Below are 15,368 nucleotides of genomic sequence, written 5' to 3'. Positions count from 1 at the left end.
GAGAAGTCATGACCTACGTCAGAGAGCAATCATCCGACGAGCTTGCCGCGCACATGCGCAGCTTGCAAAGGATGGCCGGCTGGTTTGACCCGCTGGCGGATCGGCTTTGGCAGGAGGTGGAGAAGCTCAAGGCCGAAGTCGCCCGCTCAACCGAGCGAGAAATTCACCAGCTGGCAGAGATAGAGGCGCTGCGCAAGAATTCAGACCGATACCTGCACCTCAAGGCGACTTGGAGCGACGGCGGCCTGATTCGACACCTTGCGGACAACGTGCTCCCTGAAGACTGGGATGCGGAGATCGACAGAGATATGGGCAAGGAGGTAAAGCCATGATGGAAGCTGAAATCCTCTCCGACGAAGAGCTCGCGGAGATCACCGGTTACAAAGCCCGGGCCTATCAGCGCCGATGGCTGATCGATCGACAGTGGGTGTTTGTCGAGAGCCGCGGCAAGCGCCCACTCGTTGGCCGAATGTATGCCCGCATGAAGCTGGGCATGGTTTCTCCTGCCATCGCAGACCCAAACCCACCCCCGGCTCGTCCGGCCTGGACGCCTGACTTCTCCAGAGTGAACTGATATGCGCCCGCGCAAGACAGAAAATAGGGATTTGCCGCCAGGGATGGTGCGGCGTAAGCGACCCCGAAAGAACGGAACTGTTTGGGTGGGGTACTACTACCGGGATGCGAACGGCAAGGAGCTGTCGCTTGGCAGTGACTTCGACAAGGCAAGGCTGAAATGGGCCGAACTGGAAGCCAAGGCCAAGCCGGCCGACCTGAAGATCATGATGGGGATTTTTGACAGGTACGAGCGGGACATCATCCCGAAGAAGGCGCCGCGCACGCAGAAGGACAACAAGGCTGAGCTCAAGCACCTGCGCAAAGGGTTTGAAGACGCGCCAATCGACGCAATCACCCCATCCATGGTTGCGCAATATCGGGATGCGAGGATAGCCAAGACCAGGGCGAACAGAGAAATTGCCCTTCTCTCCCATGTGTTCAACATGGCACGGGAATGGGGCTTCACCGACCGGGAGAACCCATGCGCAGGCGTTCGGAAAAACAAGGAAAAGGTCCGGGACTACTACGCCAACGACATGGTCTGGGCAGCGGTTTATGGACAGGCTCCGCAGGAGCTGAAGGACGCGATGGACTTAGCCTATCTAACAGGGCAGCGCCCGGCAGACGTTATCGCAATGACGAGTGGAGACATCGAGGGGGATTACTTGACAGTGCAGCAAGGAAAAACCAGTAAGCGCCTTCGAATCCAGATGCAGGCCGGCGGTGTGAAAAACAGCCTAGGTCTTCTCATTGAGGAAATCATGGAACGGAACAAACAGCACAGCTCGCAGCACTTCATCCTCAGCAGGTCAGGGATGCGCGTTTCTCAGCAGATGCTGCGCAATCGATGGGATGGCGCCCGGGAAGCGGCTCGAACGCTGGCGGTCAAAGAGGGCTGGACTGATGACGCAGAGAAGATCCGCCAGTTCCAGTTCAAGGATATCCGACCAAAAGCAGCCTCGGAAATCACCGACATCGCGGATGCGAGTTTGCTTCTGGGCCACTCTGAGCAGGAGATTACCAAGCGCGTTTATCGTCGTATCGGTGCGATCGCCCAGCCGGCAAAATGAAATAGTTTCGGAACTCCACCCCCTAAAGTTTCGGAACTCCTGCACTTTCCTGCACGCAATAAAAAACCCCGCAGACGTTAATCTGCGGGGCTTTTAATAGTGGAGGCCGAGGTCGGAATCGAACCGGCGTAGGCGGATTTGCAATCCGCTGCATAACCATTTTGCTACTCGGCCTCAAACGTCCGATGCCTTAAAAACAACATCAAACGCATACAAACTGGAGAGGGAAACTGGATTGTTATCTGTTTCCAACCCTTTGATATCTAAAGGGTTTTTCTCTTTCCTGAATCAGGAATGGACGCAATTCTGGACGTGTTCGCCGGGCATGTCAAGGACAGGAAGAAAAAAATTCTATAGCACGCTACCAAGTGCATTCTGCAACCAGGCAGACGATGTCACGGGGTAATGCGTCCACGAGCATAACTACTGGATATTTCGCCATTCGTACCTACGCTGATTCGCAAGGGTTCCAGGTTTCTGGCGGGTTGTGGTTGAGCGCGGCACGAATAAAGCAGGCCTCACCAATACCGGCGCTGCCAACCGGGCGCAAAAATCATCAGTTATCCCCACTTGCCCGGCGGACTCGAGCCAAGTACAAGGCGACCCGAATAAAACGTCTCAACCCAGGGAGTAAAAAATATGAACCTGTCCAGAAACTTGCTTATCGGTGTTGCCTTGACCGGCCTGCTGCTCGGCGGCTGCACCTCAAAAGTTACAGAGAAGGAACAATACTCAGGGTTTCTTTCCAACTACAGCAACCTGCAAGAAGTCACCACACCCAGTGGCGAGAAAGCCATGCGTTGGGTGACGCCTTCCTGGAACCCGAACGCTTACAACACGGTGGCCTTCAAGCAACTGGAACTGTACCCGGCCCCCAAGCCCAATGAGCGAGTCAACCGACAGACGCTGGATCAGCTGCAAACCTACATGACGGACAGTGCCAAGAGCACACTGAGCCAGAAGTACCGTGTGGTACCAAACGTTCAGTCGGCCCCTGCCGGTTCGCGAGTTCTGATCGTACGCGCCGCGATCACCGGGGTCACGGCCTCTAACGAGGGCATGAAATGGTATGAAGTGGTTCCGGTCGCGGCCGCGATCGGTGCGACTCAGGCGGCCACCGGTCACCGCGACCAAGACACCGAGTTGTACATCGAAGCCGAGATGATCGATGCGAGCAACGGCCAAACCGTGGCTAAAGTTGCTCGCAAGGTCTTCGGTGAACAGTTGAAGAATACAAGCCAGCAGGTGACTGCCAACGATTTCAAGGCGGCAATCAAAAAACTGACCAGCGACATGCAGGCATTCCTTCGCTAACAACGGGGTAAAACGCCGACTCAGTTCACGGGGCTGAGTCGGCGGTCGTTACAGATACCAACGGTACTCGCGCGCACTGATCTCCTGCATGAAGGCCAGGTGGTCCTGGCGCTTGTTCTCGCAGTACACATCAACAAACTCGGCCCCCAAACCCTCACGCAAGTGTGGCTGATGCTGCATGGCGCGCACGGCTTCGAGCATTTCCAGAGGGAAATCGATCCCGCTGTTGCGGTCTTCATTGAGGGCTGCAATCGGCTCGCGACCGGCTTCCAGCCCCTGCTCCAGCCCCACCAGAATCGCTGCCAGCACCAGATAAGGGTTGGCATCCGCGCCCGCCAGGCGATGCTCTATACGCAGATTTTTCGAATCCGAATCGGGAATCCGCACACACGCATCGCGATCCTCGAAACCCCAGCTGGCACGTGTCGCCGCGTTCACCGTACCGCCCAAACGCCGGAAGGCGTTCTGGTTCGGCGCGAAGATCGGCATGCAATGCGGCAACAGTTCCAGGCAACCTGCCACCGCATGCCGCAGTGCTTGCAGCTGATTGGCTGCCAACAGGTTTTTACCCTCGGCATCATAGAGGCTGACATGCACATGCATGCCGCTGCCCGGATGCTGCAAGTAGGGCTTGGCCATGAAGCTGGCGCGGTATCCGTGCTTGAGCGCGACGCCACGGGTGCTACGGCAAAACAGCGCCGCCCAGTCGGCAGCGCGCAGGCCGTCATCAAGGTGGCCGAAGTTGATCTCGAACTGGCCCGGCCCAAGTTCGGCAGTGATCACCGTGGTATCGATACCTTGCGCCCTCGCCGCTTCGACCATTTCATCGAGCACCGGTGAAAAGCGCGACAGCCGCTCGATGTGCATGTTCGGCTGGTCATCGGCATCGTCCGACAGCTGATCGCGGGGGAACTGTGGCTGCCCCTCGCGCAGCTGTTTATCGAACAGATAGAACTCCAGCTCGAACGCCACCACCGGATGAATACCTTTACCACGCAACCGCTCCAGCACTTGCGCGAGGACCTCGCGGGGCTCGAAGACGATCGGCTTTTCAGTGCCGTCCGAGGTGATCAGCATCTGACCCAGTGGCTTTGATTCCCAGCTCACCGGCTTGAGTGTGCCTGGCACCAGGCGCCGCAGAGCATCCGGGTCGCCGTCGTTAAAACAGTAGTCGCCGATTTTGAACAGCCCACCCTGCACGCCCAGCAATACGCAGTTCTGCGGCAGCTTGAGGGCGCTGCCGGCAGCCACCTTTTCGAGCATCTCTATCGGATAACGCTTGCCGTAGAAATGCCCTGGAATGTCCAGGGAAATCAGGTCGACATAGCGCACCTCGGGGTAGCGTTGGCGAAAAGCACGAACTTCGGCCAGCAGATCAGAGCAGGCAGCATCCATCGTTGTTGTTCCTTTTTTTCGTTATCAGGTGTAAACCCAAAGCACTCGCGTGAGCTGGTCGGTGAGGTTGCCGTAGCGACAGCGCGTGTGACTGTCGAGCTGAAAACTGTCGCCGGCCTGCAAGGTGACCGGCTCGTCGTCATCGCCCAACCACAGTGTCAATGCGCCTTCCAGGACGTAGCCGCCCTGCTCGGAGCTGTCGCTCAAGTGCCGCTCGCCACTGCTGGCGCCCGCCTCCAGTTGGCTTTCAAGCATCGAGAACGAGGCCCTGATCTTCGGCGAGACCAGAATGTCGGTAATTCCGTTGGCGTAGTACAACGTGCGCCGCTCATCCGGCCGGGTCACCCAAGGCAACACCTTGGGTTTCGGCAGGCTGTAAAAATAGGTGGTTGGCACGCCGAGGGTTTCGCTGATCGCGGTCAGGTCCGCCACGGTCGGCCGTGACAACCCCCTTTCGACTTGCGAAAGAAAGCCCACGGAACGGTCGATTTTGTCGGCCAATTCCTTGAGGGTGTATTTCTTGTGCTTGCGCAGATCGTGGATCAGGATCGCCAGCGCGGCGATTTCTTCTTGCTTGTTCATGCCAGTAATTCCGGAAGATGACTCATCAAATGCTGTCGCGCAGTCGGTACCAGGCCTTGCCGATGGCTTCCAATGGCGCTGCCAGGTATTTACCGCCGGGGAAGCTGTCATTACTCAAACCCTGGTACAAGGCCAGCTCGTCCGACTGACCGAGAATCGCATCGGACACGGCACGAGCCCCTGCCAATGTTGGAAGCACGCCATGCCCGGAATAACCCTGCAGCCAGTAGAGGTCGCCGCGCCGGCCAATGTCAGGGGTGCGCTTGAGGGTCAGGTCGATATGCCCGCCCCAGGCAAACTCCAGCTCGACACCTTTGAGCTGCGGGAAGACCCGCTCCAGATAGGGCCGTGTCGCGGCGGCGATGTCCTTGGGCATCCCGCCCAGATAGGTGCAGCCGCCACCGAACAACAAGCGGTGATCCGGTGTGCGACGGAAATAATCGAGGACGAACTGGTTGTCGGTGACGCAGACATTACTTGGCAGCAGCGCGCTGGCTTGCTCGGCTGTCAGCGGCGCGGTGGCCACCTGATAAGTGCCCACCGGCAACACGCAACTGGCAAGTGCAGGATCGAGTTGATCGAGATAGGCGTTGCACGCCAGCACCAGGACATTGGCCCGAATGCTCCCGCGCTCGGTAGTCACCCGGTACTGATCGCCTTCTTCGCGATAGCTCAGCGCCTTGCTTTGCTCAAAGATGCAGCCGCCAGCACGTTCGATGGCTGCGGCCAGGCCAAGCGCCAGTTTCAATGGATTCAGATGGCCGCCTTCGGGGTCATAGAGCCCCGCTTGATAACGCTCGCTGGCGACCCACTGTGGTAACTGTTCACGCGCAATGAATTGCAGGCCATCGTGGCCCCACTTATGGCTGGCCTCGCGTTGCCACTCTGTCAGGAGACTGACCCGACGCGGCATGACCGACGTCCACAAGTGACCGGGGTGATAATCGCAGTCGAAACCATGGCGCGCAGGCAACTCGCGCAGCTCCTGCGCCGCCCAGCGCATGCCATCCCACAAGCGCCGCGCGCGTTCATGACCCAGCGCAGCCTCCAGGGGCGGCATGTCACACGACCAGCCGAGAATCGCCTGCCCACCATTGCGCCCCGAGGCCGCCCAGGCGACGCGACTGGCTTCCAGCAACGTCACGCGCTTGCCAGCCAAGGCCAGTCGCAAGGCGGTATGCAGACCACTGAAACCGGCGCCGATGATCAGCACCTCGGCAGTGTGTTCACCTTCCAAAGCGGCTCGATCCAACAGGCGATCAGCGCAACTGTGAGCGTAATAGCTGGCGACGTGCTGCGAGGACTGCTGAAACATTCAGGCACCCATGAAATTATGTTTTTATAATTTCATGAAAAACTACAGAATAAATTTCATGAGCGCAACACTCGTCTCATCCTTCGCAGCCGGATGAGTCGCCAGGCACCTGCAATTACAGGCACCGCCAGGCAATCGCTTTCGCTGCTTTACTGTAAGGGTCGAGCCTGCCAAACGGGGCACAGTTTCATTGACGTTCCCCGCCCGACTCCAACGGAAAATGCCTCTTGGAGAGTTGCCATGTCCCTGCACAACGTCGCCCGCTTTATCGACCTTCGTGAAGACCGCGGTACTCGCGTTGAAATCGGCTCACTGAAGATCGTGCTGTTGCGGGCCGGCGAACGGGTCTACGCCTATCAGGGCGAATGTCCGCACGCACAGGCTCCACTGGACGAAGGCGTTGTCTGCAATGGTCGGTTGATTTGCCCGTGGCACAAGGCGATGTTCACGGTCGAGGACGGTCAAGTGTGCGAGCCGCCAGCCCTGAGTGGACTGACCCGCTATCCGGTCCAGGTCGTCGATGGCGATGTCCATGTGGACGACCAACCCCTTACGCCCATCGTAGCGGCTCGTGCCCCCGACTCGCGTTGCTTTGTGATCGTCGGTGCAGGCGCTGCGGGCACGGCGGCAACAGCCGCCCTGCGTGAGCACGGCTTTGTCGGGCGCCTGGTGTTGATCGATCGCGAAACAGACCCTGGCTATGACCGCACCGTACTGAGCAAATACGTGCTTGCCGGGGAAATGTCTGCTGAAGAAACGCCGCCGCTGCTCGATGAACGCTTTTACAACGAACAGCGCATCGAGCGTGTTCAAGGTGAAGTCATCCGTCTCGATGTGGCCGCCAAAAGGGTTTCCCTGGGTGACGGGCGTACCTTCGACTACGACGCCGCGCTCCTGGCCAGTGGCGGCGAACCCAGGCCGCTTTCGGTAGACGGTGCGCATCTGCACAACATCCTGGCGCTGCGTTCGCGAGCAGACGCCGAGCGCATTTTGCACATCGCAAAACCCGGTGCCCGTGTGGTCATCATCGGTGCCAGCTTCATCGGTCTGGAGTCGGCATCGGCCTTGCGCCGCCATGGCCTGGAAGTCAGCGTGGTCGCGCACCATGAAACACCGTTCAGCACGCTGTTTGGTGAGCGCATCGGCATGGCGATTTTGTCCCTGCACGAAGACAACGGCGTGGTCTTTCATGCCAATACCCAGCCGAAGGCGTTCGAGGGCCAGGACAACGTCGAGGCCGTTCTGCTCGAGAATGGCCAACGACTGCCTGCCGACCTGGTGCTGATCGGCATCGGCGTCAACCCGGTCACCGATCTGCTCGAAGGTATTGAGCTGGACGATGACGGCGGGTTACCGGTAAACGAAGGCATGCGCGCGGCGCCTGGCTTGTGGGCCGCTGGCGACATCGCCTCCTTTGCATTGCAAGGTGTCCCCACACGCATTGAGCACTGGCGCCTGGCCCAACAGCAGGCACGGATCGCTGCGCAAAACATGTTGGGTGCTGAAACACGCTACGTGGATGTGCCGTTCTTCTGGACGTATCACTTCGACAAGACCTTCGAGATGCTCGGTCACGCCGACCAATGGGACCGAATCGTCTTCGAAGGCAACCCCGAGCAATACGCCTTCATCGCGTTGCTGTGCAAGGGCGAACAGGTCGAGGCGGTGGTCGCCTGCGAATATTCGCGGCAAATGGCATTGCTGGCCGAGCGGATGAAACAGCCCTTGCTCCGCGAGGAAGCCCTGCAGATCATTCGACGAATCGCCGCGCAAGAAGGCTGAACAGTCATCATTAAACAATGCACTTACTGGAACTATCGTACTGAATTACCCGAAAAATAAACAACGTAGCGCGTACGAGCAGTTGGCTAAGGAAATCGCACGCCTGGAACGGCACTAACTGCTGTTTCCGCTCCCCTATTGCAATGGAGGCAATTATTATGTCTGGTTCTTCTCAGCACTCTATCGGTTTATTCCCACTCTGCTATCAAATTGGTACTTCGGCACTGGACGCACAAAACCTGGCGCTCAATTTGCTGGTTTTTACACCCGAGCAAACTGTCAGTGGATGTGCATTCCGATGTCTGGGGCGAGTACACCTGCCCGCATTGCGCCGCCGATGTCGCCGCCGCAGAAGCCGAGCACCAGGTCAACCGCGCCCGGCAACAGACCATCCTCAATACGCTGACCGGCCTGCTGGGGTTGCCGCAAAACAACTTGATGTAGCTATGCCTCAATACCTGGGGGCGCTATGCCCCCTGCGATCGTTTGTCCTCCAGTCATAACGCTCGCCCGCAGCAAACAAAATCATCTAAAAAAACCACACATGTCAGCCATAATTAGCACCCTGCTACTCGATAGCTGAACGTCTTTCCCATGGTTTTAACCACACGGGCACGCTGGAACACATAGTGCCCTCTCCCTCTGCGTTCCTGGAGCTGACGATGAAAATCAATCCCTACCTGATCTTCAACGGTGATTGCAAAGCAGCCTTCACGTTCTACGCGCAATGCCTGCAAGGCACCCTTGAAATGATGATGACCTTCGGCGAGTCGCCGGCTCGCGATCAAATTCCGGCGAGTAGCCATGACCTGATCATGCATACCCGGTTGGTGGTCGGCGACCAGGTCCTTATGGGGTCCGACACCACACCTGAGCGGCCCTACCATGGCATCAGCGGTTGCTCTGTTTCGCTGAATGTCACCAGCATCGCTGAAGCCGAGCGGATTTTTACCGCGCTGGCGGACCGGGGCACCATTCAGATGCCGCTGGAGGCGACGTTCTGGGCCGCACGCTTCGGCATGCTGGTTGACCGTTTCGGGGTGCCATGGATGGTCAATTGCGAAGCAGACAAGTAAGCGTGCCGATACCGTTCTTTCAGTTTCTGTCGACCGACCGCAGTTGTGGCGAGGGAGCTTGCTCCCGCTGGGGCGCGAAGCGGCCCTGAATTGGGCCTGCTACGCAATCCAGCGGGAGCAAGCTCCCTCGCCACAGATACTTCTCAGGTATCGACGCGCTTGCCCTGAAACCTCGCCCGGTAACGACCCGGACTTTCTCCGGTCCATTTCTTGAACGCCCGATGGAACGCGCTGGGCTCCTGAAACCCGATCTGCTCGGCAATCGCAGTGATGCTCGATTGGCTCTGGCGCAGCTGTTCAAAGGCAACGCCACGACGCACTTCGTCCTTGATCTCCTGAAATGAACAACCTTCACGCTCCAGTTTTCGGCGAACGGTGCTGGGGCTCAAATGCTGTTCGAGCGCAAACGCCTCCAAGGTCGGCCATTGGCTGTAATGGCTGTTGCGCAAACGCTGATGAACCTGCGAGGCCAGACCATGCTGGTTACGGAAACGAATCACCAGCCACTGCGGCGCACTGCGCAAAAATGCCTTGAGCGAAACAAGGTCCTGAACCACCGGCAATTGCAGATAACGGCTGTCGAACTCGATCTCGGTGCGCTCGGCGCCAAAGGTCAGGTTGGCGCCCCAGAGCAACAAATCATCACTGAGTGACAAACGCTCATGACGAAAGTCTGCACGATCGATGGGAATGCGCCGCCCGCCCAGCCAGCACAGCAGACTGATCATCAACACCAGAAACGTCTCCTCACCGAAATGCGCGACGTCGCTGTTTTGCGCCTGAGTCTGCAAGCTGATGACTGCACGCTTGCCACGCACCGTTAACGTGCCGCGAAAATCCCGCAGGAACAAGCCGAAATTGGCCAGGCACTGACGCATGGCTTTTTCCAGCGTCGGTTCCTGAATCAACGCCCGACAGATCAAGGCAAAACTGCCCGGCAGCATGCCGTGGGAGTCCAACTGAAAGAACTCGTCATTCAGCTCACGAATCTGCACCAGCCATAACGCCGCAAAAGCCGTGGCCGGCACCCGTGCCGTAGGCTGATCCATCAGTGCCGGATCGATTCCCACCTGCTCGAGTACCGACCGCAGGCGCTGCGGATTTTCACGCAGGGCATGGATCATTGGATACATGAAATAGACCGCCACCGAATCCGTATCCCGCATGTGATCGTCTCTCTCCTCAGCATCTGAAAGTGGCAAAAAACGCCATCACCGTTGAACAGTTCCGGCATAGGCCAGCGGCGTTGCTGATTCTAGACTCGTGCCCAACAAAAAAGACCTCTTTCAGGAAACCCACATGAACCCTTCCGATATTTTTGTTGTGAGCGCGGTCCGTTCTGCCATCGGCAGTTTTGGCGGTTCACTCAAGGATGTACCACCTATCCAGTTGGCAACCGACGTGTGCCGCGCAGCCATTGAACGTTCAGGCCTGGCGCCCGAACTCATCGGTCATGCGGTGATGGGGCATGTGATTCCGACGGAGGCGCGCGACGCCTACATTTCACGGGCCGTGGCGATGAATGCCGGCCTGCCGAAAGAGACCCCTGCCTTCAACGTCAACCGTCTCTGCGGTTCGGGTTTGCAGGCGATTGTCAGTGCTGCACAAAGTCTGATGCTCGGGGATGCAGGTGCCGCGCTGGCCGGTGGTGTCGAATCCATGAGCCGCGGTGCCTACTTGTTGCCACAGGCGCGCTGGGGTGCACGAATGGGCGACATTCAAGGCATCGACTACATGCTCGGCGTACTGCAAGACCCGTTTGCCGGTTTCCACATGGGCATCACTGCAGAAAACATCGCCGAGCACTATGGCATCTCCCGTCAGACCCAGGATCAACTGGCGCTGCTCAGCCAGCAGCGTGCCGCGCGGGCGATTGCCGAAGGACGTTTTGCCGGGCAGATCGTGCCGATCGAAGTGGCGAGCCGCAAAGGGACAGTTTCGTTTTCGACGGATGAGCATGTACGGGCAGAGGTCAGCTTCGAGCAATTGAGCGGCATGAAACCTGCGTTCAAAAAAGACGGCAGCGTCACCGCCGGCAACGCGTCTGGCCTCAATGATGGCGCCGGCGCGCTGATCATGGCCACCGGGCAAGTCGTCCAGGAACAAGGTCTCAAGCCTATGGCCCGACTGGTGGGTTATGCCCACGCAGGCGTTGAGCCCTCGATGATGGGACTGGGACCGATTCCTGCCACCCGTCTGGTGCTCAAACGCGCCGGTCTGACCGTTGCCGACCTTGACGTGATCGAGTCCAACGAAGCCTTCGCCGCCCAGGCGTGTGCCGTGGCGCAAGAGCTGGGCTTCGACCCCGAGAAGGTCAACCCCAACGGTTCAGGCATCTCGCTGGGCCATCCAGTCGGCGCCACCGGCGCAATCATCGCGACCAAGGCCATTCACGAACTGCATCGGATTCAGGGACGTTATGCCCTGGCGACCATGTGCATTGGCGGCGGCCAAGGCATTGCCGTGTTGTTCGAACGGGTTTGACGGGAAGGACATGACGATGAATCTGCAGAACATTGGCGTCATCGGCGCCGGCACCATGGGCAACGGCATTGCGCAAATCTGCGCACTGGCCGGTTTTAACGTGACCTTGCTGGACATCTCCGACAGCGCCCTGCAAAAAGCGCTGGCGACCGTGGGCAAGAACCTCGACCGGCAGGTCGCCAAGGCGTCGCTGACCGAGGAGCAAAAGCTCGCAGCACTGGACAAGATCCGCACCAGCACCGACTACGGCACCCTGCACAATGTGCAGTTGGTGATCGAGGCCGCGACCGAAAACCTCGAACTGAAACGGCGGGTGTTGCAACAGATCGCCGCTCAGGTCAGCGCCGACTGCGTGATTGCCTCCAACACCTCATCGTTGTCGATCACCGAGCTCGCCGCCAGCGTCAGTTCGCCGGCGCGTTTCATCGGCCTGCACTTCTTCAACCCGGTGCCGGTCATGGGGCTGATCGAAGTGATCCGCGGCCTGCAAACCAGCGACGCTACTCACACCCTGGCCCTGGAACTGGCGCAACGCCTGGGCAAGACCGCGATCACCGCCGGTAACCGTCCGGGCTTTGTGGTGAACCGGATTCTGGTGCCGATGATCAACGAAGCGATCCTGGTATTCCAGGAAGGCCTGGCCAGCGCCGAAGACATCGATGCGGGCATGCGTCTGGGCTGCAACCAGCCGATAGGTCCGTTGGCACTGGCCGACCTGATTGGCCTGGATACCTTGCTGGCGATCATGCAGGCCTTCTACGACGGCTTCAACGACAGCAAGTACCGCCCCGCTCCGCTGCTCAAGGAAATGGTCGCGGCCGGTTATCTGGGGCGCAAGACCGGTCGCGGTTTCCATAGCTATGGCTGAGCGTTGCTCACGCTTCGCCGAGAGCCGGGACAAGGCCCTGGAGCTGTTCGCCAGCAAGGGTTTTGGCCAGGTCGGCATGCGTGAGCTGGCAGCGTTCCTGGGCCTCGCCCCAGGCTCGCTGTATCACCATTACCCGAGCAAGCAGCACTTGCTGCTCGACTTGATCGAAGAGTTTTACGAGGAGCTGCTGGCAACCCTAGGACGCCTCGAGCGACAGCCGCGAAACTTGCACAGCAGCCTGCACAACGTCATCCATGCGCACCTGAACCTGCATCGGGAAATGCCCTGGCATTTTCGCCTGGTGGAGCGCGACAGCGGTTGCCTGAACGAGGATCAGCAAGCGCATGTTCGGCAGTTGCAGGAACATTACGAACGGCAATTGCTGATGATCCTCTGCCCCACCCCCCGATTCAGTGAACAAGGCCTGCTCGCCACAGGGCACGCCATTGCCAGCATGCTCAACAGCGCACCCAGCTGGCTGGCGCTGCACCCGCTGGATGATCGGGAACGCAACGAACTGCTGGAGAACCTGCTGAGCGGAGCCATTGAGCGTTTGCTGGCCCATGCTTGCGGTGAACTGCCAGATATTCAGATAAAGGTTGCCTGAAAAAACACACCGCAGATTCAATTCGATCTCAGGCAGCGCTTGAGTTACTGACCCGTGCGGTTCGGATAAACAGTGCGCGTACCTTCTCCCAGAAATTCCCCCCCAACACGAAAAAGCTGCCGACCAACATCGCGTCGCCCAACAGTTGCAGCTGCCAGATATTCGGTCTGAGCCCAGGCCAGATGTTATCGATGTAGGGTTCAAGAAAGGATGAGATCAGCGGCAGGCAGAACATGACCAGACCGATTCTGTGACGAGCGGGACCTACTTCGAATTCTCGGCTGGGCGCAAGCGCGGCCACGTAACCGAACAGGCTGCGTTTCAACTGCTGAAAACCGGACTTTCCCATGACCGCGATGACCAGGATCAACAAGATTTTGTTGCTGATAAACAGGACGCCGGTCAGCGCCGCGATCTTTGAGCCAGGCACATCAGCGACTGCGGCGAGCGGCACCATCAGCCAGGATCCCAGCATCAAACAGATAATGACGATGCCTACTTTGAAGCGCCAGCCAGCTGAATGCTGTTGAACTACGCCTTCGGTGCTATCCATGGTTTTCGGACCTCTTCTTGTTCGGCCATTGATTTGATAGCGCCTAAAAAGCGTAGCAGTTGGACGGCGAGACTGGTCTTCGAGATTCGGACGCCTGCCCCCCGATATTCGCCAGTGGTGGCAGGTCTTCGCCACCTCGGCCCTCGAGCATCTGATGGCCGAGTCGGGTGCTCGCAACTCAAGCCTGAAGCTAGCCGGCCTGCGCGTCTTGGCGAGTTTATAGATCCACTCGCCTCACCCCCGGCGCGACTCGACTAAGCTGAAAGCTCCACCGGAGGATTTTCCAATGTGTGGAAGACTTTCGCAGTACCGAGGCATCCACGAATTCGTCGCGGCGCTGAGCATGCCCAATCCCTTGGTCAACGCTGTGGGCGACCAGCCTCTGGGCCTTTACAACGTCGCGCCATCGACCCAGGTTGCGCTCTTGCACCTCGAAGGCGAAACCCTGCACGCTGACCGGGTACGCTGGGGATGGCGACCGGCCTGGTCGAAAGACAACTCCGTGCCCATCAATACCCGAGTCGAGAAAGTTGCCCACGGCTCATACTTCCGGGCGATCTGGCCGCATCGCGCCATCGTCCCCATCGATAACTGGTTCGAATGGGTTTATGAAGGCGGCCCGAATAAACAGCCTTACCTTATCCGGCGCCGGGATCGGGCTCCCATACTCTGCGCGGCCATTGGTCAGTACCCCGCGGGTGGGCGGGAACCGAAGAAGGACGATGGATTTGTGATTTTCACTGCCGACAGTGGGGGTGGCCTGGTCGATCTGCATGATCGGCGACCGGTGGTGCTATCGCCGGAGTTGGCCCGCGAATGGCTCAACCTGGCAATGCCCAAGGAGAGCGCCGAGCAGATGGTGCTGCACCAGGGCGAACCTGCCGAAACCTTCGAGTGGTTCAAGGTAGATATGGCGATCGGCAACGTGAAGAACCAGAGACCTGATCTCATCACGCCGATCGGCAAGATCATCAGTGGTGCTCACAAAAGCAATGGCTGATCGGGTGGCGACACCGAGGTTTCTCGACTAGGATTTTCGCGATATGGAAACGCGTCGCGCTGTTAGCGCGCACTTGGTCTGGGAGACGAAAATGAACCCGATTCGAATGGCCGAGCGGACCTATCGTACTTGGTCCAGCCCGATCCTGCTTGAGCTCAAAGAGAGGGAACATCAGCTGCAACCTTCAGACCGCCAGGCACTTGAAAATGTACTGGTGGAGAGGAGGCTTCTGAACACCGGCAACCCTGCCGGCAAGGATCGACGCAAACCTCAGTCGACCGATAACACCTGACAAAAGAGCCCGCTGAAAGCGGGCTCTTTTTCGTTTGCGGCGGCTGGAAGAAAGGCCGACACATTCATCCAGATGATCGCCTCACTGTGTATTGGAAACGGGTTTCGTTCGGGATGCACGGGCGGGCAACGACGCGGCGTAGGCCAGCGCTTCTTCTCGGCTGCCAAAGGACCCGAGCCGGTCACTACGGGTACAGACCTTCCAGAGACCGCTGTTGACGCTGACCACTTGATAGCCGTTCATCTGCATTTTGCTAAGCATCGGAGCGCTCATAGTCACCTCCATTCAAGTACAGACAGGTCCGGACCTAACTTACACCCGGTCTGGCGTTCTGTGGGCTGAATAGGTCGAACGGTCGAATGGCCCGGCATTACATATGAAACATCTTTCACAGTGATTTCGACGCTTAGCGCTTATATTGTTCGCCGCTCATTCAAGAAACATTCGGCCCGCACCCTCCCGCGGGCTTTTTTTT

18 protein-coding genes, 1 tRNA gene and 1 pseudogene are annotated in these 15,368 nt (G+C 58.5%); 13 read left to right on the top strand and 7 right to left on the bottom strand.

Going from position 1 to position 15,368, the window contains the following annotated elements:
• Positions 1–8 precede the first annotated feature (8 nt).
• The 3 genes from HK44_RS01705 to HK44_RS01695 are packed head-to-tail and all read left to right on the top strand — an operon-like array spanning position 9 to position 1,625.
• A complete protein-coding gene (locus HK44_RS01705; RefSeq protein WP_019689876.1) occupies positions 9–332 on the top strand; it encodes a hypothetical protein in 324 nt (107 codons plus the stop codon).
• Complete coding sequence (locus tag HK44_RS01700; RefSeq protein WP_024264682.1) at positions 332–574, top strand: DUF4224 domain-containing protein; 243 nt, start codon at positions 332–334, stop codon at positions 572–574. Before HK44_RS01705 ends, HK44_RS01700 begins: the two co-directional genes overlap by 1 nt.
• A 1-nt stretch (position 575) precedes the next feature.
• Positions 576–1,625 carry a phage integrase gene (locus tag HK44_RS01695; protein WP_024264681.1) on the top strand — a complete coding sequence of 350 codons (1,050 nt, stop codon included), beginning with the start codon at positions 576–578 and terminating at the stop codon, positions 1,623–1,625.
• 100 nt (positions 1,626–1,725) lie between these two features.
• On the opposite strand, the gene HK44_RS01690 is transcribed toward HK44_RS01695, so the two are convergent.
• Positions 1,726–1,799 (bottom strand) — tRNA-Cys (locus tag HK44_RS01690).
• Between the two features lie 465 nt (positions 1,800–2,264).
• Here HK44_RS01690 and HK44_RS01685 point away from each other — a divergent pair.
• On the top strand, positions 2,265–2,939 hold the full coding sequence (locus HK44_RS01685) for a DUF3313 domain-containing protein (protein WP_019689873.1): 675 nt from the start codon (positions 2,265–2,267) through the stop codon (positions 2,937–2,939).
• Between the two features lie 48 nt (positions 2,940–2,987).
• Here HK44_RS01685 and HK44_RS01680 read toward each other — a convergent pair whose 3' ends face one another.
• From HK44_RS01680 to HK44_RS01670, 3 genes are read right to left on the bottom strand one after another with little or no spacing between them, the layout of a single operon-like run.
• Positions 2,988–4,334, bottom strand: coding sequence for a glutamine synthetase family protein (locus tag HK44_RS01680; RefSeq protein WP_019689872.1), 1,347 nt, complete (start codon positions 4,332–4,334; stop codon positions 2,988–2,990).
• A 24-nt stretch (positions 4,335–4,358) separates the two neighbouring features.
• On the bottom strand, positions 4,359–4,916 hold the full coding sequence (locus HK44_RS01675; protein WP_019689871.1) for a helix-turn-helix domain-containing protein: 558 nt from the start codon (positions 4,914–4,916) through the stop codon (positions 4,359–4,361).
• A 25-nt stretch (positions 4,917–4,941) separates the two neighbouring features.
• Positions 4,942–6,231: an NAD(P)/FAD-dependent oxidoreductase gene (locus HK44_RS01670; protein WP_024264680.1), complete on the bottom strand. Its 1,290-nt coding sequence runs from the start codon at positions 6,229–6,231 to the stop codon at positions 4,942–4,944.
• A 240-nt stretch (positions 6,232–6,471) separates the two neighbouring features.
• Here HK44_RS01670 and HK44_RS01665 point away from each other — a divergent pair, with 240 nt between their 5' ends.
• From HK44_RS01665 to HK44_RS01650, 4 genes and pseudogenes are all read left to right on the top strand, one after another.
• Positions 6,472–8,013 carry an FAD-dependent oxidoreductase gene (locus tag HK44_RS01665; protein WP_019689869.1) on the top strand — a complete coding sequence of 514 codons (1,542 nt, stop codon included), beginning with the start codon at positions 6,472–6,474 and terminating at the stop codon, positions 8,011–8,013.
• 143 nt (positions 8,014–8,156) lie between these two features.
• A pseudogene (locus HK44_RS01660) lies at positions 8,157–8,255 on the top strand (hypothetical protein); the annotation flags it as partial.
• 40 nt (positions 8,256–8,295) lie between these two features.
• On the top strand, positions 8,296–8,457 hold the full coding sequence (locus HK44_RS01655; RefSeq protein ID WP_019689868.1) for a hypothetical protein: 162 nt from the start codon (positions 8,296–8,298) through the stop codon (positions 8,455–8,457).
• Between the two features lie 218 nt (positions 8,458–8,675).
• Positions 8,676–9,089, top strand: a complete 414-nt coding sequence (locus HK44_RS01650; protein ID WP_019689867.1) for a VOC family protein — start codon at positions 8,676–8,678, stop codon at positions 9,087–9,089.
• A gap of 143 nt (positions 9,090–9,232) precedes the next feature.
• Here HK44_RS01650 and HK44_RS01645 read toward each other — a convergent pair whose 3' ends face one another.
• Positions 9,233–10,255, bottom strand: a complete 1,023-nt coding sequence (locus HK44_RS01645) for an AraC family transcriptional regulator (RefSeq protein ID WP_019689866.1) — start codon at positions 10,253–10,255, stop codon at positions 9,233–9,235.
• Between the two features lie 133 nt (positions 10,256–10,388).
• On the opposite strand from HK44_RS01645, the gene HK44_RS01640 reads away from it, so the two are divergent.
• Genes HK44_RS01640 through HK44_RS01630 form a run of 3 tightly spaced genes read left to right on the top strand, consistent with a single transcriptional unit; the run spans position 10,389 to position 13,048 of the window.
• On the top strand, positions 10,389–11,573 hold the full coding sequence (locus HK44_RS01640; protein WP_019689865.1) for an acetyl-CoA C-acyltransferase family protein: 1,185 nt from the start codon (positions 10,389–10,391) through the stop codon (positions 11,571–11,573).
• Positions 11,574–11,589: 16 nt separating this feature from the next.
• On the top strand, positions 11,590–12,441 hold the full coding sequence (locus tag HK44_RS01635) for a 3-hydroxybutyryl-CoA dehydrogenase (protein ID WP_019689864.1): 852 nt from the start codon (positions 11,590–11,592) through the stop codon (positions 12,439–12,441).
• The gene (locus HK44_RS01630) at positions 12,428–13,048 is read left to right on the top strand and encodes a TetR/AcrR family transcriptional regulator (RefSeq protein ID WP_024264679.1); all 621 of its coding nucleotides are present in this window, start codon (positions 12,428–12,430) and stop codon (positions 13,046–13,048) included. The genes HK44_RS01635 and HK44_RS01630 overlap by 14 nt, the downstream gene beginning before the upstream one ends.
• A gap of 28 nt (positions 13,049–13,076) precedes the next feature.
• Here the strand turns inward: HK44_RS01630 and HK44_RS01625 are convergent, their stop codons facing one another.
• Entirely contained in the window at positions 13,077–13,601 is a 525-nt protein-coding gene (locus HK44_RS01625; RefSeq protein WP_019689862.1) for a transporter suffix domain-containing protein, read from the bottom strand.
• A gap of 286 nt (positions 13,602–13,887) precedes the next feature.
• Here HK44_RS01625 and HK44_RS01620 point away from each other — a divergent pair, with 286 nt between their 5' ends.
• Together HK44_RS01620 and HK44_RS01615 are read left to right on the top strand one after the other, a co-directional pair.
• Positions 13,888–14,601 (top strand): SOS response-associated peptidase family protein, encoded by a 714-nt coding sequence (locus tag HK44_RS01620; RefSeq protein WP_019689861.1) that lies wholly within the window; start codon positions 13,888–13,890, stop codon positions 14,599–14,601.
• A 91-nt stretch (positions 14,602–14,692) separates the two neighbouring features.
• Complete coding sequence (locus HK44_RS01615) at positions 14,693–14,893, top strand: hypothetical protein (RefSeq protein WP_024264678.1); 201 nt, start codon at positions 14,693–14,695, stop codon at positions 14,891–14,893.
• A gap of 81 nt (positions 14,894–14,974) precedes the next feature.
• On the opposite strand, the gene HK44_RS01610 is transcribed toward HK44_RS01615, so the two are convergent.
• The gene (locus HK44_RS01610) at positions 14,975–15,166 is read right to left on the bottom strand and encodes an SPOR domain-containing protein (RefSeq protein WP_019689859.1); all 192 of its coding nucleotides are present in this window, start codon (positions 15,164–15,166) and stop codon (positions 14,975–14,977) included.
• Positions 15,167–15,368 lie beyond the last annotated feature (202 nt).

The organism is Pseudomonas fluorescens HK44, assembly GCF_000217955.3.
GTDB lineage: Bacteria > Pseudomonadota > Gammaproteobacteria > Pseudomonadales > Pseudomonadaceae > Aquipseudomonas > Aquipseudomonas fluorescens_AQ.
Note: the sequence above shows the minus strand (reverse complement) of the source record. Positions and strands in the feature narration are given on the sequence as shown.